The organism is Phocicoccus schoeneichii, from assembly GCF_014635565.1.
GTDB classification, from domain to species: Bacteria; Bacillota; Bacilli; order Staphylococcales; family Salinicoccaceae; genus Phocicoccus; species Phocicoccus schoeneichii.
In genome coordinates this window covers 43,409-64,167 of the sequence record NZ_BMDB01000003.1, presented here as the reverse complement: position 1 = coordinate 64,167, position 20,759 = coordinate 43,409, and the positions used below count along the sequence as shown (strand labels likewise).

Genomic DNA, 20,759 nt, shown 5'->3' with positions numbered 1-20,759 from the left:
AACACTATGTTGACGATTAATGAATTATCGATTGACCTTGGGAGCTTTCATCTGAATATGAATACAAAGATTCGTCCTGGACTCACAATGATAGTTGGTCAAAATGGAAGTGGGAAGAGTACTTTTTTAACGGGACTCACAGGTTTTTATGATGAAAAATCCGGGACAGTTCGTGACGTAAACTATAACTCTAAGCCACTGTCTCATCACACTTATGCGTACCTCCCACAAGAAATGCCGCGATCCTTATTATCCGTAAAAGATTTTGTTGAACTGACGACAGAAAAAGATTCTGGCGAGATGTTAGATATTTTTAATCTAACAGATTTACGAGACGCACGAATCGAAACGTTATCTGGTGGGGAGTTTAAACGTGCGCAACTCGCCCAAATTATTTTAGAAGATAAACCCATTCTCTTACTAGATGAGATTGATCAGAGTTTAGATATCGCATTTCAAAAGCACGTCTTTGAGTACTTGAGCACCTTAAAAGATAAAATAATCATCGCCAGCGTGCATCAGCTATCTTTATCTTTAAAATACGCTGACGAGATTTTAGTCATAAAAAAAGGCGCACTCCTGTCTCAGAATGCACCACAAAATATTGATGAAATCACGCTCTCTGATGCATTTGACACGAGTGTCAAAATCAGAGAATTGAGTGGATCAAGGCATATTATTCTGTAAATACGAGAATAGAGCCGAGCGCACCACTGAATTCACCATGCTCGATGATATACGGCTTAATCCCTTTCATTGGACCATAGCTGTAAATCACGTCACGCATGACTTGGTTGTCATTGAGTGTTGATCCTAAAAAGACCATGTCTTCCGTGCCAAAACCATTTGCGAGTGTAACACCGAAAGACGTCACAGTTTCTGCGACAAGACCAATGACTGACGCAATTTTATCTGCATTTGTCGCAGTTTCAAAGTGACCATGTTCAACATGCGCAAAGTTACTCGCTGTTAAATCTCCAGGCAATGGGCTCGGACCGCCTTTAAAGATGTGTTTCACCTTTAAATCAAGCGTGTCGCGAGACCCTTTTTTTGATTCTTCAACAATATCTTCAAACGATTCAATCCCAGTTAAAAGATAAGACAATCCCATCAATGTACCGCCACCCACACCAGTTCCACCAACGCGTACTTGTGAATTCTGATCCGCTTGGTGGAAACTCGTTCCGGTACCAACGTTTAAATATACGAACTTATCAAGATGAATACCTGCTCGGTCCATCAACTTTTTAAGCCCCACATAAGTCGCATCAAACTCTATCGATAAGTGTGATTCATGTCTAATATTTTCAGAGATATAAACACTTTGTCCACCAGTAAGATACACTTTTATATCGTCCATCTCATTTAATTCCTTTATAAGTAGATCCACTTGACTTGTTGGTCGTACGTCAAAAGAGTAGTGATTGTCTTTATCGATTATGACCATTTTAGTTAATGTTCCACCTGCATCTATGCCAATTTTCATAGCGGCCTCCACAAAAAAATATCTTAGTATAGATGATATACTAAGATATTTTCGTTTGCTAGTCTGAATTAAAATTGTTTATGTTCTTCTTTTGCATTGTGTGAGTGACGACGTCTGACAAGCGCTCGGTTTGGTTCGCGTCTCAGACTTCTAGATACACTGAATATCATCATTATCAAGACGATTGCGAACGGTAATCCGGCGAGTAAACTTGCGGCCTGTAAACTTGTCAGTCCACCAGCGAGAATAAGTGCGATTGTAAGTACACCTAAGATTACACCCCAAAGTACTTTAAGTTTAATTGGTGGGTTCTCAGTGTTACCAATACTCATACCTGAAACGATGAACGTAGCAGAGTCTGCAGACGTTACTAAGAATAGGAAGATGAGTAGAATTGCAATTGCTGATGTTATGAGTTCAAATGGCATTGTATTTAGAAGTGCAAATAGCGCTCTAGTTTGGTCATCAAGTACAATTTCACCAATATTTGTGTTGTTGAATAAGTCAGAGTAAATTGCTGAACCACCAAGGGCACCTACCCATAAGAATGAAAGGATTGGAGGTACAATTAAGATACCCATAACATATTCACGAATTGTTCTACCACGTGATACACGTGCAACAAATGAACCGATGAATGGACTCCATGCAATTACCCAAGCCCAATAGAAGACTGTCCAGTCTTGTACCCAATGTTGACCTGAGTATGGTTGTAGACGTAGAGAATAACCAACGAAGTTAGTAATATAATCTCCCATTCCGACTACGATCGATTCCATAATAAATGTGAATGGTCCAAAGAACATTACGAACACTGTTAAGAACATTGCAAGTACCATGTTCGTCGTACTTAAGAACTTCATGCCCTTTTTAAGTCCAGTCGTTGTTGAAATAATAAATAATACAGTCATAAGAATTGTTAAAATGACTTGCGTCATAGGTCCGTTTGGAATTCCGTAGGCGATGTTTAAACCACCGTCCATTTGTAGGATACCAAGACCAACAGATGTTGCCATACCTGTAACTGTTGCGATAATTGCTAAAATATCTAAGCCTTTACGTGCTTTAGTGCTGTAGTTAAACCCTAACAAAGGTTCTAATGATGTTGAAACGAGACCATCACGTTTTTTTCTATATTGGAAATACCCAATGGTAAGTCCTGCCACACCAAAGATTGACCACTGTGAAATACCCCAGTGGAAGTATGTGTATCCCATTGCGATACGTGCCGCTTCAGCGTTTTCAACTGGTCCACCTAAGAATGGTGATTTTACAAAGTGTTCCATAGGTTCAGCGACCCCATAGAATACGAGACCGACACCAAGACCACTTGAGAAAAGCATCCCAATCCATGACCAGAATGAGAATTCGGGTTCAGAATCATCTTCACCGAGTTTAATTCTTCCATACGGCGAAATGGCTAGGAATAGTAAGAATACTCCGAAGCCAAATACAACAAGTAAGAAGAACCAGCTAAACTTATCTGATATAAATGAATAAACAGTTTCAGAAGCCATTTGTACTTGCGATGGTATAATCATTGCGATTATTGCAACGACTAATATAATAATCGCAGCTCCCCAGAATACTACTCCGAGCTTAAGCGGGGGGCTTGTTTCTTCCGATTCATTGACTCGCTTGTTATTACTCTTGTCATTATTATTGTTTTCTGTCACAAGAATTTCCTCCTAAGTTTTATAGCTTTTACCCTAATCTAACGTCTTTAAACAAAAATCTCATATAAATTTTAAGTGCATATAAAAGAACTGTGATACAATGAAAAAAATTACTTGTGTTTTATCTAATAAGTATGTAATATAACGTTGACATTTATGTTTCGGAAAGGAAGTAACATAGAATGAAATTAGATGACTTTACAAAAGAGATGATTGACGAGAGTTCTTTCATTGACATGTCACACATATATTTAGAAGAAGTTGGAAAAGAAACGCATCTTTACGATATTGTAGATAAGTTCAAAGATATCGGTGGATATACTGAAAAAGAAATCGAAAATCGTATTTTACAATTCTATACAGATTTAAATACAGATGGTCGTTTTGTATCAACAGGTGATGGCGTTTGGGGACTTAGAAAATGGTTCTCAGTAGACGACATCAACGAAAAAATCGCGCCAACTGTTCATAAGTTTGACGTTGTAGATGACAATGATTACTTAGAAGATGATGTTGATTATGACATCGAAAAATTAGAAGACGACGTAGTTTCAGAGGAAGCAGTGGAAGAAGATGAAGATGCTGCTGACATCGATTCTGTGATTGATGATGAAGACATCGACACAAAAGATCTGAACTATGATGACGGAGATACTCTAGAAGACAATTATGATGATGGCGACGACTACTAAATTTTTTTGATTGACAAAATCGTGAAACGTGCTAATATTTTAATTGGGCTCCCTTAAATGGGATTGTATATGAGCTCCTTTTCACATTTACGTGGAAGGGAGCCTTTTTTATTTTTTTAGGAGGAAACTTTTTTGACAAAGTATATTTTTGTAACAGGCGGAGTTGTATCGTCACTCGGTAAAGGTATCACAGCAGCATCACTCGGTAGATTATTGAAAAGTCGTGGATTTGAGGTAACAGTACAGAAGTTTGACCCATACTTGAACGTGGATCCAGGAACGATGAGCCCATTTCAACACGGTGAGGTTTTCGTAACTGAGGACGGCGCAGAAACAGATTTAGATCTCGGACACTATGAGAGATTTATTGATATCACTGTCAACAAGTATTCCAACGCAACAGCAGGTAAGATTTACTCTGAAGTTTTAAGAAAAGAACGACACGGAGACTACCTAGGTGGAACAGTTCAAGTTATTCCACATATCACTAATGAAATTAAATCACGCATGATGGCAAATGGTGAAGCTACAAACGCAGACATCGTTATTACTGAAATCGGTGGAACAGTAGGGGACATAGAGTCACTTCCATTCGTTGAGTCGATTCGCCAATTACGTTCACAACTTGGTAAAGAGAACGTGATGTTTATCCACTGTACATTGCTTCCATATATCAAAGCAGCTGGTGAGATGAAAACAAAACCTACGCAACACTCTGTTAAAGAATTACGTAGCTTAGGTATTCAACCAGACATGATTGTTGTACGTACAGAGTACGAAATGACTGAAGATTTAAGAGATAAAATTGCATTATTCTCTGACGTGAAAAAAGAAAATGTTATTGAAGCAAAAGACGAAGAAACAATTTATAACATTGTATTAAGCTTACAAGATCAAGACATGGATGATATTGTGTTAGATACTCTAGGCTTAGAATCTAAACGTGAAGCAGACCTAGAGGACTGGGTTCACATGTTAGAAAACATTAACAAATTAGATAAAACAGTGACAATCGGTATCGTTGGTAAATATGTTGAGTTACAAGATGCGTATCTATCAGTTGCTGAATCATTACGTCACGCTGGGTTCGAAAACTTAGCAGACATTGAAATTGAGTGGATCGATTCTTCACTCGTTCACGAAGGTAACTATGTTGAGATTTTAAGTGACCTTGACGGTATCGTTGTACCAGGCGGATTTGGCGACCGTGGTATCGATGGTAAATTACATGCACTTAAATTTGCACGTGAAACTGGCAAACCATTACTTGGAATTTGTCTCGGAATGCAGCTCATGACAGTTGAGTATGCAAGAAACGTTGTTGGTATTACTGATGCGCATTCAAGCGAGTTAGATCCAACAACTAAAAACCCTGTAATCGACTTAATGCCAGACCAAGTAGAAGTTGTAGATGTTGGCGGCACATTAAGACTTGGCGCGTATCCTGCAGTAATCACTGAAGGTACAGTCGCTCATAAACTATATGGCGAAACTGAAATCTCAGAACGTCATAGACACCGTTTTGAATTTAACAACAAATATAAAGATCAATTAAGTGACAAAGGACTTGTATTCTCAGGAGTATCACCAGACGGGAGACTCGTTGAGATGGTAGAAATTTCAGACCATCCATTCTACGTAGGTGTACAATTCCATCCAGAATTCAAATCAAGACCAACACGTCCACACCCATTATTCAGAGGGTTAATCGAAGCGGCACTTAAAGCTAGAACAAACAAGTAATAATAGATAGGGTAAGAGAAAGCCAAACGACAGTGTATCGTTTGGTTTTTTTTATGTTATCTTCTTTTTGAGTGTACAATTTAATTAAGAAATGGGGTTCTTTAAGATGCGATATTGGATCGATAAAGACACGACGATATGGATAGAACTTCCGGAACTGTTTGATTTCAAGGTGAATCTGGATTATCTGAAAAGAGATTTGAATGAGTGTTTGTACGAGGTTATGGATGACACGGTTTTGAAGGTAATCTTTAATACTTTGGTGAAAGTGAGTTCTGATGATAATAAATATTTAGTCGTGGAATTCTTGTCAGGAGACATTCCTAAAACGATGAAAGACAAAGAAAAGTTTGTGAGTTATGTATCTAATTGGTTTGATCTCGACACTGATTTGGAAGAGTTCTATATAATAGCCGGCAAAGACAAATTATTGAAAGAAACGATAGATAGATTTTATGGCTTACGAACTATGGGGATTCCTGATTTATTTGAAGCATTATGTTGGGGAATACTTGGCCAACAGATAAATATTGGATTTGCGTATACTCTTAAAAGACAGTTCGTTGAGAAGTTTGGAGACTACATTGAATATGAGAATAAAAAGTATTGGATATTCCCATCATATGACACAATTGCAAAGTTAGAGCCGGGTGATATGACAGGAGTTCAACTTACAAAGAGAAAGATTGAATATATCATTGGAGTTGCGAAAGAGATGAGTAGTGGGCGTTTATCTAAAAAAGAACTACTTGAAATGAATGATTTTAAAAAAGCAGAGAAGGCTCTTGTTAAAATCCGAGGAATCGGTCCATGGACAGCAAACTATGTCTTGATGCGATGCCTACGTTACACGAATGCCTTTCCGATTGATGATGTCGGACTTCATAATTCCATAAAATTTCAACTCGATATCGACCGAAAACCAACAAAAGATGAAATTCTGGAACTTTCAGCAGGCTGGTCGCACTGGGAATCATACGCAACTTTTTATTTATGGAGATTGAAATATTAAACTCCGACTTCTAAATAGGGCTTTGTGAACGCGTTTTAATACCTAATTTTTAATAAATCTTAGGAAGTTTAATATATTGTACTTCCTAAGATTAATATATTTTTTAACTCCTACAATGAATCATAAAACTCAATCAAACGTTTCAGCTTTTCATTATTTATAAGTACTATATCTTTACCCATTGCGAGTTTATTTCTAACAATTTGTTCTTTCTTACTTGGCGTATTACCACGATTTTTACCATGAATAAGTATATCCATATCGTCGTTAATTGTGTAGGTTCCACCGTTATTCACAATATATTGAACGAGTTCTTTACGTTTTAAAAATAAAGTACCTGATATCGCAATCTTTTTATCAAAAAATGGATGCGTGTCATCTGTCACGTCTTCAGTAGGTTTAATTTGTAAGAGTGCATCGTTATACTGACTCATCGCAGCGCTTTTACTCTTATTATTTTTCATAGTACGTAAGTATTTCTTGTGTGATTTTAGATAGTCTTCTAGGGATGGATAATGTTCGAGTAATCGATAAGTGATCATGGCAGCAGCTTTTGCATCATTAAGCGCGTGGTGGTGCCCTTTAAAGTCGATGTTGTAATACTGCATCATATTTTTTAGAGAGTAACTGTGGTTTTGTACTGTTCGTCGTCCCATTTGCACAGAACAGAAGTATTGTATGGGTGGAATTTCTTTTTCATAGCGTTCTAAAGACGCATATAACACCTTCATATCAAAGTTTGCGTTGTGTGCGACAACGGGTAAGTCTCCAATGAAGTTCATCATGTATGGAAAGACGTCTTCAAATGTCGGTGCATCCTTTACGTCTTCAGGTGTAATACCATGAACTCTAATATTGCCTTCAGAAAATCTTGCTTCTGGGTCGACGAGTGTGTAGAACGTTTCCGTCATATGTTTGTCTATGACTTTGACCATACCGACACTACAAATCGATGCGGGACTAGAATTCGCCGTTTCAAAGTCTAGAGCTATGAACTGATTACTCATCGTCAGCCGTCATTTCATCTATAAAGATATATAGGTTGTAGTAAATAAATAATAGAGCAGATACGTATGGGTTAATGATACGGTCAAAATCTGCAGTCGGTACGAGTTTGCGTGTGCTCGCTAAGTCGATGAAGTGAAATATACTTTCTAAAGTTTCCGCGTCTTCTTTATTTTTATTACAAATTAAACAGTAGTCCATGTCTTTATCTTCTAATTCTTGAATGAATGTTTTAACATCGTCATCAAAATCCTTAGCTACTACTAAAATACGGTCTGGTGTTGTCACATTTTGAATCGTTTCAAACGATTTGATATCTGGGAGTGACTCTTCACCTTCAATTAGTAAAGTCTCTATATATCTGAAGTCATGAAATGTCTTCAATAAAATATTTCCGTCAGTACCAACTGCTTGTGCGAGTAAACGTGCAGCAATTTCAATCTCTTCAGCCTGATCGAAAATTTTGTTATATACATTTGTCATTTGTGTTTGTAAAATTTTGTCCATTGTTATACTCATCCTGATTCTTTAGATTATATTTATACTATCAAACAGTTGTTCTCTCGTGCAATGAAAGCATATGCTATGTACTGTTATATTTGAATTGTTACGAAATTTAATTATAATTGATATAGATAAACTAAAGGAGTCTTTATATCATGAAATATTTTATTGATACAGCAAATATGGAAGAAATTACTGAAATTAATGAGTGGGGCGTACTCGCAGGAGTTACGACAAACCCGTCACTCGTAGCAAAAGAGAAAAACATCTCTTTTCACGATAGATTAGTAGAAATTTGTGAGCTTGTTGGCGGACCAGTAAGTGGAGAAGTTATCTCACTTGAAGCGGATGGCATGATTGAAGAAGGCCGTGAACTTGCGAAATTACATGAGCACATCGTTGTTAAAATCCCAATGACAGCTGAAGGTATGAAGGCTGTTTCTGTTTTATCAAAAGAGGGAATTAAAACTAACGTAACGCTCGTATTTAATACAGTACAAGCATTAACAGCGGCACGCGCTGGCGCAACTTATGTGTCACCATTTATTGGTCGTTTAGACGACATCGGTTTAGAAGGTATGCAATTAATTTCTGATATCGCTGATATCTTTTTGATTCATGACATTGATACTGAAATCATTGCAGCATCTATCCGTAATGAAGGACACGTTCATGGAGCGGCGCTTGCTGGAGCAGATATCGCGACGATTCCATACGCTGTCATTAAAAAATTGACGAACCATCCTTTAACAGATAAAGGGATTGAACAATTTTTAGCAGATTGGAATAATAAATAAATCTGTTAACGATTGGGAGTGAAGTAATGGCAGATGAAGTAATTAAAATTAGAGGTGGCAATACTCTTACTGGCGAAGTCAAAATTAGTGGTGCAAAGAACAGTGCGGTTGCGCTGATTCCAGCTTCACTCATGGCCAAGAGTGGTACGGTTGAACTTGAAGGAATTCCAGATATTTCAGACGTCGCAACACTTGTAAGTCTCTTAAAAGACTTGGATATTGACGCGAGTATTGATGGTGATGTGCTTACAGTGAATGCTGAAAACGCACATAATACACCTCTACCAAACGATAAAGTACAATCATTACGTGCATCGTATTACATGATGGGCGCAATGCTCGCACGATTTAAAAAAGTAGCAATTGGTTTACCGGGAGGATGCCATTTAGGTCCGAGACCAATCGATCAACACATCAAGGGGTTCGAGGCACTCGGTGTTGAGGTCACAAATGAACATGGGGTTATGCATTTATCTGGAGAAAACCTTTCTGGTGCAAAAATATTCTTTGACGTTGTTTCTGTCGGTGCCACAATTAACGTAATGCTTGCTGCAACAATGGCAAAAGGGCGCACAATTTTAGAAAACGTTGCACGTGAACCAGAAATTGTGGATGTTGCGACACTTCTAAACAAGATGGGTGCAAACATTCGTGGTGCAGGTACGGAAACGATTCGTATCGAAGGTGTAGAATCATTACACGGCACGTCTCATACAATTATTCCTGACCGCATCGAAGCAGGATCTTATATTTCTGTTGGTGCGTTAGTGGGTAAGGATTTTAAAGTGAAAAATATTATTCCAGAACACTTAGAGTCACTGTTCTCTAAATTAGAGGAAATCGGTGTAGACTTCACAATCGATGACGACGAGGTTGTGATTAACAGTGGTACAGACTACAATCCTGTTGAAATAAAAACCCAAGTATATCCCGGGTTCCCAACTGACTTACAACAACCGATTACACCACTGCTCATGCAAGCGAATGGTACTTCAAAGGTATCTGAAACAGTGTATCCAGCAAGATTCCGTCATATCGACGAACTTTCTCGCATGAATGCTCGATTAGAACAGCGCAGTGGGGCTGTCTTTATTGAACAATCAAAACTGACAGGTGCAGAAGTTTATGCAAGTGATTTACGTGCAGGATTCTGTCTCGTTGCTGCCGGTTTAATTGCAGAAGGTACAACAACGATTCATAACATTCATCACGTGATGCGTGGGTACTCAGGTATAATTGACAAACTTAATTCGCTCGGTGCAGATATTGAACTTGTGACGAAATGATTTTTTGAGAGACACGATATGTGTCTCTTTTTTCATATATATTGAATGTCTTTTTATGGATTCTAAAATAATTCAAAAAATGTGCAATGGCTTTCAATAACTCATGATTTTTAATGCGTATGTGTTTTTCACTGTGATATAATAAACATGAGAAATTTTCAGGAGGCGTTTAAATGGAACGAAGTCTATCTATGGAACTCGTAAGGGTGACTGAAGCTGCCGCACTAGAGAGTGCGAAGTGGGTTGGTAAAGGATTAAAGAATGAAGCGGACGACGCTGCGACAACTGCAATGCGTAACGTTTTCGATACTATTCCAATGAATGGTACAGTCGTAATTGGTGAAGGTGAAATGGACGAAGCACCTATGCTTTACATCGGTGAAGAGCTTGGGACTAAAGATGGTCCAGAGATCGACATCGCAGTTGACCCATTAGAAGGTACGACAATCGTTGCTGAAGGTGGCTGGAACGCGCTTACTGTTATTGCGATTGCAGACAAAGGAAATCTTTTACATGCACCAGACATGTATATGGATAAAATCGCGGTTGGACCAGAAGCGAAAGGACTCGTTGATTTAGATAGCTCAGTTGAAGATAATATTCGTGCTGTTGCGAAAGCGAAAAATAAAAATATTGAAGACGTTACAGTTACTTTATTAAAGCGTGATCGTAACCAACATATTATTGACGAAGCACGTCGTATCGGTGCACGTATTAAATTCGTAGAAAATGGTGACGTAGCTGCTGCAATTAACACATGCTTTGACTATACAGGTGTAGATATCATGTTTGGTTCAGGTGGTGCACCAGAAGGTGTACTTGCTGCTGTTGGGATCAAAGCATTAGGTGGAGACTTCCAAGGACGTCTATTACCAATGACTGATGAGGAGACAGCACGTTGTAAAGAAATGGGTGTAGACCCAGAGAAAAAATTCCTTTTAGACGAACTCGTTAAAGGTGACGACGCAATCTTTGCTGCAACAGCAGTAACTGATGGAGAACTCATGAAAGGTGTACAGTTCAAAGGAGATCATGTTGAAACTGAAAGTCTCGTAATGAGGGCGAAGTCAGGCACAGTGCGTTTCGTTAAAGGACGTCACTCAATGGTAAAAAAACCTAAAATGATTCTATAAGATTTTAATATTTAAGAGACCTATTTATTAGGTCTCTTTTTTATTTGTCTATTTTAATGATTAATCATACGAGTTTTTATCTTAATAATGTTGAGATTATGCGACTTTAAGTGAAAAATATCACAACTTAGGCATTTCCCCTATAGATATAGGCAATTCCCTAATGTCGGACTTTTATTAAATCATTCATAATTTTAATTAATAAGTGTTTAAGCTTTAGTAAAGGAGTAATGTATATGGTTATTGGAACAGGACTCAGATTTTTTACGCCCACTGAAAAGTTCAATGGTAACTGGTCAGTTCTCGAAAGTAAAAGTCGTGAATGGGAAAAGATGTATCGCGAACGTTGGAGTCATGACAAGGTTGTACGTACGACTCACGGGGTAAACTGTACAGGTTCATGCTCATGGAAAGTATTCGTTAAAAACGGAATTATTACATGGGAAAATCAACAAATAGACTATCCGTCATGTGGACCGGATATGCCAGAATTCGAGCCTCGTGGGTGTCCACGTGGTGCGTCATTCTCTTGGTATCAATATAGTCCACTAAGAATTAGATTTCCTTATGTCAGAGGTGTCTTATGGAACATGTGGCAAGAAGCATTAGAAGAACATGGGCATCCAGTTGCTGCATGGGCCTCGATTGTTGAAGACCCAGAGAAATCTAAAGCATATAAGAGTAAGCGCGGAATGGGTGGTCTTGTTAGAGCAAACTGGCGAGACGTCAACCGACTCATTTCTGCTCAAATGATTTATACAATTCAAAAGTATGGTCCAGATAGAATTGCAGGATTTACACCAATTCCAGCAATGAGTATGGTCAGCTACGCATCAGGTGCACGAATGATTTCATTACTCGGTGGAGAAATGTTGTCATTCTATGACTGGTACGCAGATTTACCACCAGCTTCACCACAAATTTGGGGTGAGCAAACGGATGTACCTGAATCATCAGACTGGTACAACGCACAGTACATCATCATGTGGGGTTCAAACGTGCCATTAACACGTACACCAGACGCTCACTTTATGACAGAAGTACGTTACAAAGGTGCGAAAGTTGTTTCAGTAGCACCAGACTACGCAGAAAACGTAAAGTTTGCAGACAACTGGGTTGCACCACATCCTGGAACAGACGCAGCACTGGCACAAGCAATGACACATGTCATCTTAGATGAGTTCTATGAAAAACGTAAAGAACCGATGTTTATCGACTATGCAAAACAATATACAGATATGCCATTCCTAATCATGCTCGACAAGCATGAAGACACATATAAAGCCGGACGTTTCCTACGTGAATCAGACCTTAAAGAAACAAGCGTAAACGGTGAATGGAAACCTGTGTTAATCGATGAAACGACAGAACAAATTGTCGTTCCAAACGGTACGATGGGTCAACGCTGGGAAGAGGGCAAGAAATGGAATTTGAAACTTGAGACTGAAGACGGTACTAAAATTGCGCCAGCGATGACAGTTAAAGGTATGAATCACGAAGTGACTGAAATGGTGTTCCCGTACTTCAACAATGATGGAAACGGCACGTTCAAGCGTCCAATCGCAACAAAGACTATAACTTTAAAGAACGGTAGAGAAGTCAAAGTAGCAACAGTATATGACCTTATGCTTTCACAATATGGTGTGAATCGTTTTAACACTGAACATGAAGCCAAAGGTTATGACGATAGAGACAGCATCTACACACCAGCTTGGCAAGAAAGTGTGACAGGTGTAAAAGCAGATCTCGTTACACAAATCGGTCGTGAGTTCGCACAAACATCTGTAGACACAAATGGTCGCTCTATGATCATCATGGGTGCTGGTATCAACCACTGGTTCAACTCAGATACGATCTACCGTTCAATTTTAAACCTCGTAACATTATGTGGTACTCAAGGTAAAAATGGTGGGGGTTGGGCACACTATGTTGGACAAGAAAAATTACGTCCAATTGAAGGATGGTCAAACCTAGCATTCGGTCGTGACTGGCATCCAACAAGTCGTCAGCAAAACGCAACAAGCTGGTTCTACTTCGCAACAGACCAATGGAAATACGAAGAGTCTGGTGTCGATAAGTTAAAATCACCGCTTGCTAAGGACTTAAAGCACACGCACCCTGCGGATTATAACGTGACGGCAGCAAGACTTGGCTGGTTACCTTCATATCCTCAGTTCGATAAAAACAGTCTTCTCTTCGGCGAAGAAATGAAGGATAAGGGAGACTTTAGTGATGAAGCGATTTTAGAACACGCTGTAAATTCAGTGAAGAATCGTGAAACGAAGTTCTCTGTAGAAGATCCAGATAACGAAAAGAATTTCCCACGTACATTATTCGTATGGCGTTCAAACCTAATTTCATCTTCTGCCAAAGGGCAAGAGTACTTCATGAAACACTTGCTTGGAACTAAGGACGGATTACTAGCTAAAGAAAACGACAGCGAACGTCCAGATGAGATTGTATGGCGTGATGAAGTAGAAGGGAAACTTGATTTACTCGTATCTCTAGACTTCAGAATGACAGCAACACCACTTTATTCAGACGTAATTTTACCGGCAGCAACATGGTACGAAAAACATGACTTATCATCAACAGACATGCACCCATTCGTCCATCCGTTCAACCCAGCGGTTAACCCGTTATGGGAAGCACGAAGTGACTGGGACATCTTTAAGAACTTATCAGAAACATTCTCTGAAATGGCAACAGACTACTTACCAGAAACATATAAAGACGTAGTTACAACGCCACTTATGCACGACACACCAAACGAAATTGCTACAACTTACGGAATCGTTAAAGACTGGACAAAAAGCGAGATTGAAGCGATCCCAGGTAAGACGATGCCAAACTTCACAGTGGTAGAACGTGATTACAAAGAAATTTACAACAAGTTTGTATCAGTTGGTCCATTAATGCGTGAAGGTAAAGTAGGGGCACACGGTGTCGCGTTCAGCGTCAAAGAACAGTTTGATGAGTTACAAAATATCGTTGGAACGCACTACGATGATACTCTAAAAAATGGTCGTCCAAAAATTGAAACTGCCAAACAAGTAGCAGACGTAATCTTAAACGTATCGAGCGCAACAAATGGTGCAGTTTCACAGAAATCATATAAGAGCTTAGAAGAAACGACTGGCATGGAATTAATGGATATTTCAAGTGACCGTGCAGCAGAACGTATTACGTTCCAAGCAATTACCGCACAACCACGTGAAGTGATTCCAACAGCCGTATTCTCAGGATCAAATAAAGGCAGTAAACGTTACTCACCATTTACTACAAACATCGAGAGACTTGTACCATTTAGAACACTCACAGGTCGTCAGAGTTATTATATCGACCATGAAGTATTCCAACAGTTCGGTGAATCACTACCGGTGTATAAACCAACATTACCACCGATGGTATTTGGTCCAAAAGACCAACAAGTTAAAGGCGGCGTAGATAGTTTAGTACTTCGTTACTTAACACCACACGGTAAGTGGAACATTCACTCAACTTACCAAGATAACTTACACATGTTAACACTCTTCCGCGGAGGTCCAACAGTTTGGCTTTCAAACGAAGATGCAGAAGCACATAATATAGGCGACAATGACTGGTTAGAAGTTTATAACCGTAACGGTGTAGTAACAGCGCGTGCAGTTGTATCACATAGAATGCCACGCGGCACGATGTTCATGTATCACGCACAAGATAAACACATCCAAACGCCAGGATCTGAGCTTACAGATACACGCGGAGGATCACATAACGCGCCAACAAGAATCCACTTAAAGCCAACACAACTCGTGGGTGGATACGCGCAAGTCAGCTACGGCTTTAACTATTACGGACCTATCGGAAACCAAAGAGACGTATACGTAGCTGTCAGAAAAATGAAGGAGGTCGATTGGCTTGAAGATTAAAGCTCAAGTTGCAATGGTGCTCAATCTAGACAAATGTATCGGGTGTCACACGTGTAGTGTGACTTGTAAAAACACATGGACAAACCGTCCAGGTGCAGAATATATGTGGTTCAACAACGTTGAAACACGTCCTGGAATGGGATATCCACACCGCTGGGAAGACCAAGAGAAATACAAAGGTGGTTGGGTACTCGGTAAGAACGGTAAACTCGAACTGAAATCAGGTACGAAAATGTCAAAAATTGCTCTAGGTAAAATTTTCTATAACCCAGACATGCCTGAATTGAAAGACTACTACGAACCATGGACATATAACTACAGCCATTTAACAACAGCAAAATCAGGTGAACATTCACCTGTAGCACGTGCTGAATCAGTAATCACTGGAGAAAAAATGGACTTAGAGTGGGGTCCTAACTGGGATGACCAACTGGCAGGTGGTCATATCACTGGACCTAAAGACCCTAACATTCAAAAAATTGAAGAAGAAATCATGTTCAACTACGAACAGACTTTCATGACTTATTTACCAAGACTATGTGAACACTGTCTTAACCCATCATGTGTAGCGAGTTGCCCAAGTGGTGCGATGTACAAACGTGATGAAGACGGAATCGTACTTGTAGACCAAGACGCATGTCGTGGTTGGAGATACTGTATGACAGGTTGTCCTTACAAAAAAGTTTACTTCAACTGGCAAACAAACAAGGCTGAAAAATGTCACTTCTGTTTCCCAAGAGTTGAAGCGGGAATCCCAACTGTATGTTCTGAAACTTGTACAGGTCGTATGCGTTACCTTGGTGTACTTTTATACGATGCAGATAAAGTTCTAGAAGCAGCAACAGTAGAAAATCCAAAAGATTTATATCAATCACAACTTGACTTATTCTTAGATCCAAACGATCCAGAAGTTATTGCTCAAGCTGAAAAAGATGGTATCTCATATGAGTGGATTAAAGCAGCACAAAACTCACCAGTGTATAAACTTGCGATTGAATACAAATTAGCATTTCCATTACACCCAGAGTACAGAACATTACCAATGGTTTGGTACTGCCCACCACTTAGCCCAATCATGAACTTATTTGAAGGTAAAGATTCAATCAAAAACCCTGATTTAATTTTCCCTGCAATTGAAGAAATGAGAACACCACTTGAGTATCTTGCAAATATGTTAACAGCTGGAGACGTAGAACCAGTTAAAAAATCACTACAACGCATGGCAATGATGAGAAGTTACATGCGTGCGATTAGCGCAGGTAAAGACTATGACCTTAGTCGATTAGATAGAGTAGGTATGACACCTGAAGCTGTAAAACAAATGTACCGATTACTCGCAATTGCGAAGTATGAAGACCGTTTTGTAATACCAACTTCACATAAAGAAGGATACATGGATCCTTACCGTGCACAAGGTTCGGAAGGTTATGGTACGTCACAATTATTCGGTGCAGACTGTGATGGGTGTATGCCAGTAACTCCGGGTAAATCAACAAAAGATATTTACCAAGATAACTTCTATGGAGGGATTTGGCGTGATTAACTTAGAGAAATTATATGAACTTAAAAAGACATTTGGATTCTTTACGAGTCAGCTTGTATATCCAGAGAAACTGAGTTTTCATCCTAGGGAATTTGATGGTGTATTTACACCATCTCACCCTGCTTATGAAGCAGTTTCTCATTACTGGAAAGACATGCATGATATCAGCTTAGAAGAAATCCAACAAGTCTATACGTACACGTTTGACTTTGAAAAGAAAACAACACTCTACATGACTTACGTGCAGTTTGAAGATTCAAAAGAGCGTGGACAGATGCTTGCGAAACTAAAAGTGCTTTATGAAATGTTTGGTTTACAAATGCCGGACGGTGAATTATCAGATTTTCTTCCGCTGATGTGTGAATTCGTCTACGCTGCTGATTGGCGCGGTGACGATAGAGCAAGAGAGAGCTTAGGTTTCTTACTTATGGTCATTGAAGACGGTACTTACGGACTGATGAAACAGTTAGAGGAGATGAAGAGCCCATATTACAATCTCATCGTAGCGATACGCGAGACATGTAAGGCATGCCTCATAAGAAATGAGGTTATCGCCAATGGTTAGTCAATTACTATGGGTCATCTTCCCTTACCTCTGTATATTTAGTTTTATAATTGGACATATCTTTAGATTTAGATATGACCAATTTAACTGGACAGCGAAATCGTCTGAGTTTATTGAGAAGAAAACATTGAAATACGGTAGCTTGATGTTCCACATTGGTATCGTACCTGTATTCTTAGGTCACGTCGTTGGACTCGGTGTACCAAAAGAATGGACGAGAGCACTTGGCATCAGTGATCATCTCTATCATCTCGGAGCAGCATTCGGTGGCGGTTTTTTTGGTATAATAACATTAATCGGTATGATACTTCTGACTTACCGTAGATTAAGTGTAAAAGCAGTAAGAAAGTTATCTTCAGTTTCTGATATTATCGTAAACTTATTACTGTTATTTATTGTATTCATAGGAGTATACGCAACATTCTTTACAACTATTGCTGTGCCTGACTTCGATTACCGTGAAACGATTTCGGTCTGGTTTAGAGGACTCTTAGTTTTTAGTCCAGATGCAGTCTTCATGAATACCGTGCCTTTATCGTTCCAACTTCACGTCCTTACTGGATTTTTGATTATTGGACTTTGGCCGTATACACGCTTGGTACACGTATGGAGTGTTCCAGTAAACTACGTAGGAAGAAGTTATATCATCTATAGAAAACATAGATAAGAGGGCTTTTGAATGTTTGATTATGAAAGTGCAGTAAAACAATTGCAAAAGGATATGGGCGTCGATTTTGTTGGTCTTGCGTTACCATCAAATTTAAAAAGTGAACAAGATGTCACGTGGAAATATGTCTGTGGAAATTTAAATGAGCGCTATAAACGCATTCATTTAAGACGTGACTCTGGTGTCGCTGGAGTTGTAATGAAAACAGGGCGCAAATGGATTGATAGAGATATTTCAAAAACGGATGTTGGTGAATACACGTATAAATTCCCGATTATTAAATTTGAAAATCTGACTTCTTTCCTTGCGGAACCACTATGGAAATACAACAAAGTTGTTGCTGTATTACTTTTTGCAAATCGTAATCATACACCACTAACTGAAACGATTGAAGCAGATGTAGAAAAGCTTCTGGAAACTGGTTTTGGCCCTTTTTATCCTGAGGATGTGATTAATTTTGAAAACACAAAAGGTTGATATTGATGCATTTATGAAGCAGTATTTTGACGAAACGGATGAAATGATTTTAATCTTAAATCGATTTAATCAAATCATTAAGATGAATAATGCAGCACAGAGCGTACTTCATAATCAATATAATAAATTGGAAATTACAAAGTCACTATGTACGATCTGTACAGGATTTACGTCGCCAGACGCACAGATAACATGTAAAAACTGTTTTGCAGTATCTCCTTCAAACATTGATGGCACATTCCAGGTATTTATGAGAGATAAAAACAATACGGTTGTACCTTATTCAGGTAGTATTGTTGAACTCAGTGGCAGAGAACAACTAAAAGTACTCACATTACAAAACATTTCCGAACAAATTAAAACACAAGAAATCCTACATCAGAAAAATATCACTAAAAAAATTATTAATGCCCAAGAAAACGAAAGAAAACGTGTATCTAGAGAGCTGCATGACAGTGTTGTTCAAGAGTTATTAAATGTCATGGTTGACTTTAGATTACTAAAGTACCAAGGCGAAAAATCTATGGACAAACAACTCGAATTGATGGAAGGCACAATGGCACGTCTCATGGATGACATCAGACGTATTTCATTAGAGCTTAGACCTTCATCTTTAGATGATCTTGGATTGTCTGCAGCACTTAGATCACATATAAAAATGACTGAACAAAACTTTGGTGTAGATGTGGAATTCCACACAAACATCAAAGATGAGAGATACACAAGTGAAATCGAAACGACTGTCTATCGCGTGATTCAAGAAGCGATGCATAACGCAGTTAAGTATTCTAATTCTGAAAAAATTTTTGTCAGCGTAATTAAAGAAAGTTTAGGCAACACATTAAATGTATCTATTGAAGACCAAGGTGATGGATTCCTGTTGGATGATACACCAAAAGGTACAGGACTTGGTCTATATGGTATGAAAGAACGCAGTGAAATCGTAAACGGCATCGTAGACATTCACAGCGAACTCGGTAAAGGGACGGAGATTTCCCTTACGATTCCGTTAGGAGTGAAATCATGAGAATTGTAATAGCAGATGACCATGCAGTCGTTAGATCAGGGTTTTCCATGATACTGAATTTTCAGGAAGACATGGAAGTCGTCGCAACTGCTGCGGATGGTAGAGAAGCGTTTCAGATGGTAGCAAAACATGAGCCAGATGTCCTTCTCTTAGACATCAGTATGCCACCAGGAGAGTCGGGGTTAATTGCGACTGGAAAAATTAAAGAAGCATTCCCTGACACTAAAATATTGATACTCACGATGTTTGATGACGACGAGTATCTATTTTACCTATTAAAGAGTGGTGCAAATGGTTATATACTTAAGAATTCTCCAGACGAAGAGCTCGTTTCAGCGATTCGTATGGTACATAACGGTGGAACGTATATAGATCCGAAGCTCGCGAGCACTTTAGTGAATGAACTTATCAATCCTACTGACGGTAATGAGACAAGCGATCCATTTAAGATTTTGACTAAAAGAGAACTGGAAATTTTGCCACTTGTTGCTAGAGGTTACGGGAATAAGGATATTTCGGAAAAACTATTTATTTCTGTAAAAACTGTAGAAGCACATAAGTCTCGAATCATGAGCAAGTTAGGATTCAAGAGCAGACCTGAACTTGTGGATTATGCGATTAAGAAAAAGCTCATGGATTTATAAGGAGTGTTCTAATATGAAATTTTCAACTAAAGTCAAGGCACTTAGAATCGTTGAGAATGAGCACATGCTCATACGTCACTTAATGAACGATTGGTTTAATGATCTAGAAGAAGCGAGAGAACTAAACCAGATCATGGCACTTGCATTAAAGATAAAGACAATCCGCGAAAAGATGCACGTGTTTTTATCAGTACTAAAAAAACATCAGGAAAAGGAGGAAAAATTCCTCTTCCCAGTACTTGGTGCATACGTCGGTACATCCCAAGGACCAGTCATTACAATTGAAGCAGAACATGACGAAATGAATCAGTATTTTGAGCACTTTATGAGTCATGCGACGCCGGATAAGACTGTAGATGAAATACATGCACTTCTTACAGATTTAAACGAAGGCTTTGAAATCTTGATGGTCCACATGTACAAGGAAGAGAGCGTGCTCTTTACTATTGCAGAAAAAGTCTTAAAAATTAAAGACGAAGAAATTCTTTTAGAGTCGATGAGCACACTCATATACGAGTAATCCCGACCTAAAATAGGCGTTTCCCTAATAGGCTTATTCCTACTCATTTTTTATAATTAATATATGAGAAA

18 protein-coding genes and 1 pseudogene are annotated in these 20,759 nt (G+C 38.8%); 15 read left to right on the top strand and 4 right to left on the bottom strand.

Annotated elements, in window-relative coordinates; genetic code table 11:
- Positions 1-6 precede the first annotated feature (6 nt).
- A complete protein-coding gene (locus IEU51_RS06940) occupies positions 7-687 on the top strand; it encodes an ATP-binding cassette domain-containing protein (protein ID WP_186084706.1) in 681 nt (226 codons plus the stop codon).
- Here IEU51_RS06940 and coaW read toward each other — a convergent pair.
- Both coaW and IEU51_RS06930 read right to left on the bottom strand, forming a co-directional pair.
- Positions 677-1,486 (bottom strand): type II pantothenate kinase, encoded by an 810-nt coding sequence (coaW, locus tag IEU51_RS06935; protein WP_186084704.1) that lies wholly within the window; start codon positions 1,484-1,486, stop codon positions 677-679. The genes IEU51_RS06940 and coaW overlap by 11 nt on opposite strands.
- A gap of 68 nt (positions 1,487-1,554) precedes the next feature.
- On the bottom strand, positions 1,555-3,162 hold the full coding sequence (locus IEU51_RS06930) for a BCCT family transporter (protein ID WP_186084702.1): 1,608 nt from the start codon (positions 3,160-3,162) through the stop codon (positions 1,555-1,557).
- Between the two features lie 182 nt (positions 3,163-3,344).
- Here IEU51_RS06930 and rpoE point away from each other — a divergent pair, with 182 nt between their 5' ends.
- The 3 genes from rpoE to IEU51_RS06915 all read left to right on the top strand — a co-directional run bounded on the left by rpoE (position 3,345) and on the right by IEU51_RS06915 (position 6,609).
- Positions 3,345-3,854: a DNA-directed RNA polymerase subunit delta gene (rpoE, locus tag IEU51_RS06925; RefSeq protein WP_186084700.1), complete on the top strand. Its 510-nt coding sequence runs from the start codon at positions 3,345-3,347 to the stop codon at positions 3,852-3,854.
- Between the two features lie 132 nt (positions 3,855-3,986).
- Positions 3,987-5,597 carry a CTP synthase gene (locus IEU51_RS06920; protein WP_186084698.1) on the top strand — a complete coding sequence of 537 codons (1,611 nt, stop codon included), beginning with the start codon at positions 3,987-3,989 and terminating at the stop codon, positions 5,595-5,597.
- Between the two features lie 106 nt (positions 5,598-5,703).
- A complete protein-coding gene (locus IEU51_RS06915) occupies positions 5,704-6,609 on the top strand; it encodes a DNA-3-methyladenine glycosylase family protein (RefSeq protein WP_186084696.1) in 906 nt (301 codons plus the stop codon).
- A gap of 467 nt (positions 6,610-7,076) precedes the next feature.
- Here the strand turns inward: IEU51_RS06915 and IEU51_RS09300 are convergent.
- Together IEU51_RS09300 and IEU51_RS06905 are read right to left on the bottom strand one after the other, a co-directional pair.
- Positions 7,077-7,616: pseudogene (locus IEU51_RS09300) on the bottom strand (3'-5' exonuclease); the annotation flags it as partial.
- The gene (locus IEU51_RS06905; protein ID WP_186084692.1) at positions 7,609-8,121 is read right to left on the bottom strand and encodes a DUF2529 family protein; all 513 of its coding nucleotides are present in this window, start codon (positions 8,119-8,121) and stop codon (positions 7,609-7,611) included. The pseudogene IEU51_RS09300 and the gene IEU51_RS06905, both read right to left, overlap by 8 nt.
- A 152-nt stretch (positions 8,122-8,273) precedes the next feature.
- On the opposite strand from IEU51_RS06905, the gene fsa reads away from it, so the two are divergent.
- The 11 genes from fsa (at position 8,274) to IEU51_RS06850 (ending at position 20,688) form a co-directional block, all read left to right on the top strand.
- Complete coding sequence (gene fsa, locus IEU51_RS06900; protein ID WP_186084690.1) at positions 8,274-8,915, top strand: fructose-6-phosphate aldolase; 642 nt, start codon at positions 8,274-8,276, stop codon at positions 8,913-8,915.
- A gap of 26 nt (positions 8,916-8,941) precedes the next feature.
- Positions 8,942-10,201, top strand: a complete 1,260-nt coding sequence (locus IEU51_RS06895) for a UDP-N-acetylglucosamine 1-carboxyvinyltransferase (RefSeq protein WP_186084688.1) — start codon at positions 8,942-8,944, stop codon at positions 10,199-10,201.
- Between the two features lie 173 nt (positions 10,202-10,374).
- Positions 10,375-11,334 (top strand): class II fructose-bisphosphatase, encoded by a 960-nt coding sequence (glpX, locus tag IEU51_RS06890; RefSeq protein ID WP_186084686.1) that lies wholly within the window; start codon positions 10,375-10,377, stop codon positions 11,332-11,334.
- Positions 11,335-11,570: 236 nt separating this feature from the next.
- On the top strand, positions 11,571-15,245 hold the full coding sequence (locus tag IEU51_RS06885) for a nitrate reductase subunit alpha (protein WP_408634890.1): 3,675 nt from the start codon (positions 11,571-11,573) through the stop codon (positions 15,243-15,245).
- Positions 15,235-16,788 carry a nitrate reductase subunit beta gene (gene narH / locus IEU51_RS06880; protein WP_186084685.1) on the top strand — a complete coding sequence of 518 codons (1,554 nt, stop codon included), beginning with the start codon at positions 15,235-15,237 and terminating at the stop codon, positions 16,786-16,788. Before IEU51_RS06885 ends, narH begins: the two co-directional genes overlap by 11 nt.
- Entirely contained in the window at positions 16,781-17,353 is a 573-nt protein-coding gene (narJ, locus tag IEU51_RS06875; protein ID WP_186084683.1) for a nitrate reductase molybdenum cofactor assembly chaperone, read from the top strand. Before narH ends, narJ begins: the two co-directional genes overlap by 8 nt.
- Positions 17,346-18,020, top strand: coding sequence for a respiratory nitrate reductase subunit gamma (gene narI / locus IEU51_RS06870; protein ID WP_186084681.1), 675 nt, complete (start codon positions 17,346-17,348; stop codon positions 18,018-18,020). Before narJ ends, narI begins: the two co-directional genes overlap by 8 nt.
- Before the next feature lie 12 nt (positions 18,021-18,032).
- Entirely contained in the window at positions 18,033-18,497 is a 465-nt protein-coding gene (locus IEU51_RS06865) for a GAF domain-containing protein (RefSeq protein WP_186084679.1), read from the top strand.
- On the top strand, positions 18,478-19,524 hold the full coding sequence (locus IEU51_RS06860) for a sensor histidine kinase (RefSeq protein ID WP_229713906.1): 1,047 nt from the start codon (positions 18,478-18,480) through the stop codon (positions 19,522-19,524). The genes IEU51_RS06865 and IEU51_RS06860 overlap by 20 nt, the downstream gene beginning before the upstream one ends.
- The gene (locus IEU51_RS06855; RefSeq protein ID WP_186084677.1) at positions 19,521-20,168 is read left to right on the top strand and encodes a response regulator transcription factor; all 648 of its coding nucleotides are present in this window, start codon (positions 19,521-19,523) and stop codon (positions 20,166-20,168) included. Before IEU51_RS06860 ends, IEU51_RS06855 begins: the two co-directional genes overlap by 4 nt.
- A gap of 13 nt (positions 20,169-20,181) precedes the next feature.
- Positions 20,182-20,688 carry a hemerythrin domain-containing protein gene (locus IEU51_RS06850; protein WP_186084675.1) on the top strand — a complete coding sequence of 169 codons (507 nt, stop codon included), beginning with the start codon at positions 20,182-20,184 and terminating at the stop codon, positions 20,686-20,688.
- The last annotated feature ends 71 nt before the right edge of the window (positions 20,689-20,759 follow it).

Excerpts from the sequence above, each read along its gene's own strand:
- IEU51_RS06940 (WP_186084706.1), top strand. The coding sequence starts at position 7 with ATGTTGACGATTAATGAATTATCGATTGACCTTGGGAGCTTTCATCTG.
- coaW (WP_186084704.1), bottom strand. The coding sequence starts at position 1,486 with ATGAAAATTGGCATAGATGCAGGTGGAACATTAACTAAAATGGTCATA.
- rpoE (WP_186084700.1), top strand. The coding sequence starts at position 3,345 with ATGAAATTAGATGACTTTACAAAAGAGATGATTGACGAGAGTTCTTTC.
- IEU51_RS06915 (WP_186084696.1), top strand. The coding sequence starts at position 5,704 with ATGCGATATTGGATCGATAAAGACACGACGATATGGATAGAACTTCCG.
- IEU51_RS06905 (WP_186084692.1), bottom strand. The coding sequence starts at position 8,121 with ATGGACAAAATTTTACAAACACAAATGACAAATGTATATAACAAAATT.
- fsa (WP_186084690.1), top strand. The coding sequence starts at position 8,274 with ATGAAATATTTTATTGATACAGCAAATATGGAAGAAATTACTGAAATT.
- IEU51_RS06895 (WP_186084688.1), top strand. The coding sequence starts at position 8,942 with ATGGCAGATGAAGTAATTAAAATTAGAGGTGGCAATACTCTTACTGGC.
- glpX (WP_186084686.1), top strand. The coding sequence starts at position 10,375 with ATGGAACGAAGTCTATCTATGGAACTCGTAAGGGTGACTGAAGCTGCC.
- IEU51_RS06885 (WP_408634890.1), top strand. The coding sequence starts at position 11,571 with ATGGTTATTGGAACAGGACTCAGATTTTTTACGCCCACTGAAAAGTTC.
- narI (WP_186084681.1), top strand. The coding sequence starts at position 17,346 with ATGGTTAGTCAATTACTATGGGTCATCTTCCCTTACCTCTGTATATTT.
- IEU51_RS06865 (WP_186084679.1), top strand. The coding sequence starts at position 18,033 with ATGTTTGATTATGAAAGTGCAGTAAAACAATTGCAAAAGGATATGGGC.
- IEU51_RS06855 (WP_186084677.1), top strand. The coding sequence starts at position 19,521 with ATGAGAATTGTAATAGCAGATGACCATGCAGTCGTTAGATCAGGGTTT.
- IEU51_RS06850 (WP_186084675.1), top strand. The coding sequence starts at position 20,182 with ATGAAATTTTCAACTAAAGTCAAGGCACTTAGAATCGTTGAGAATGAG.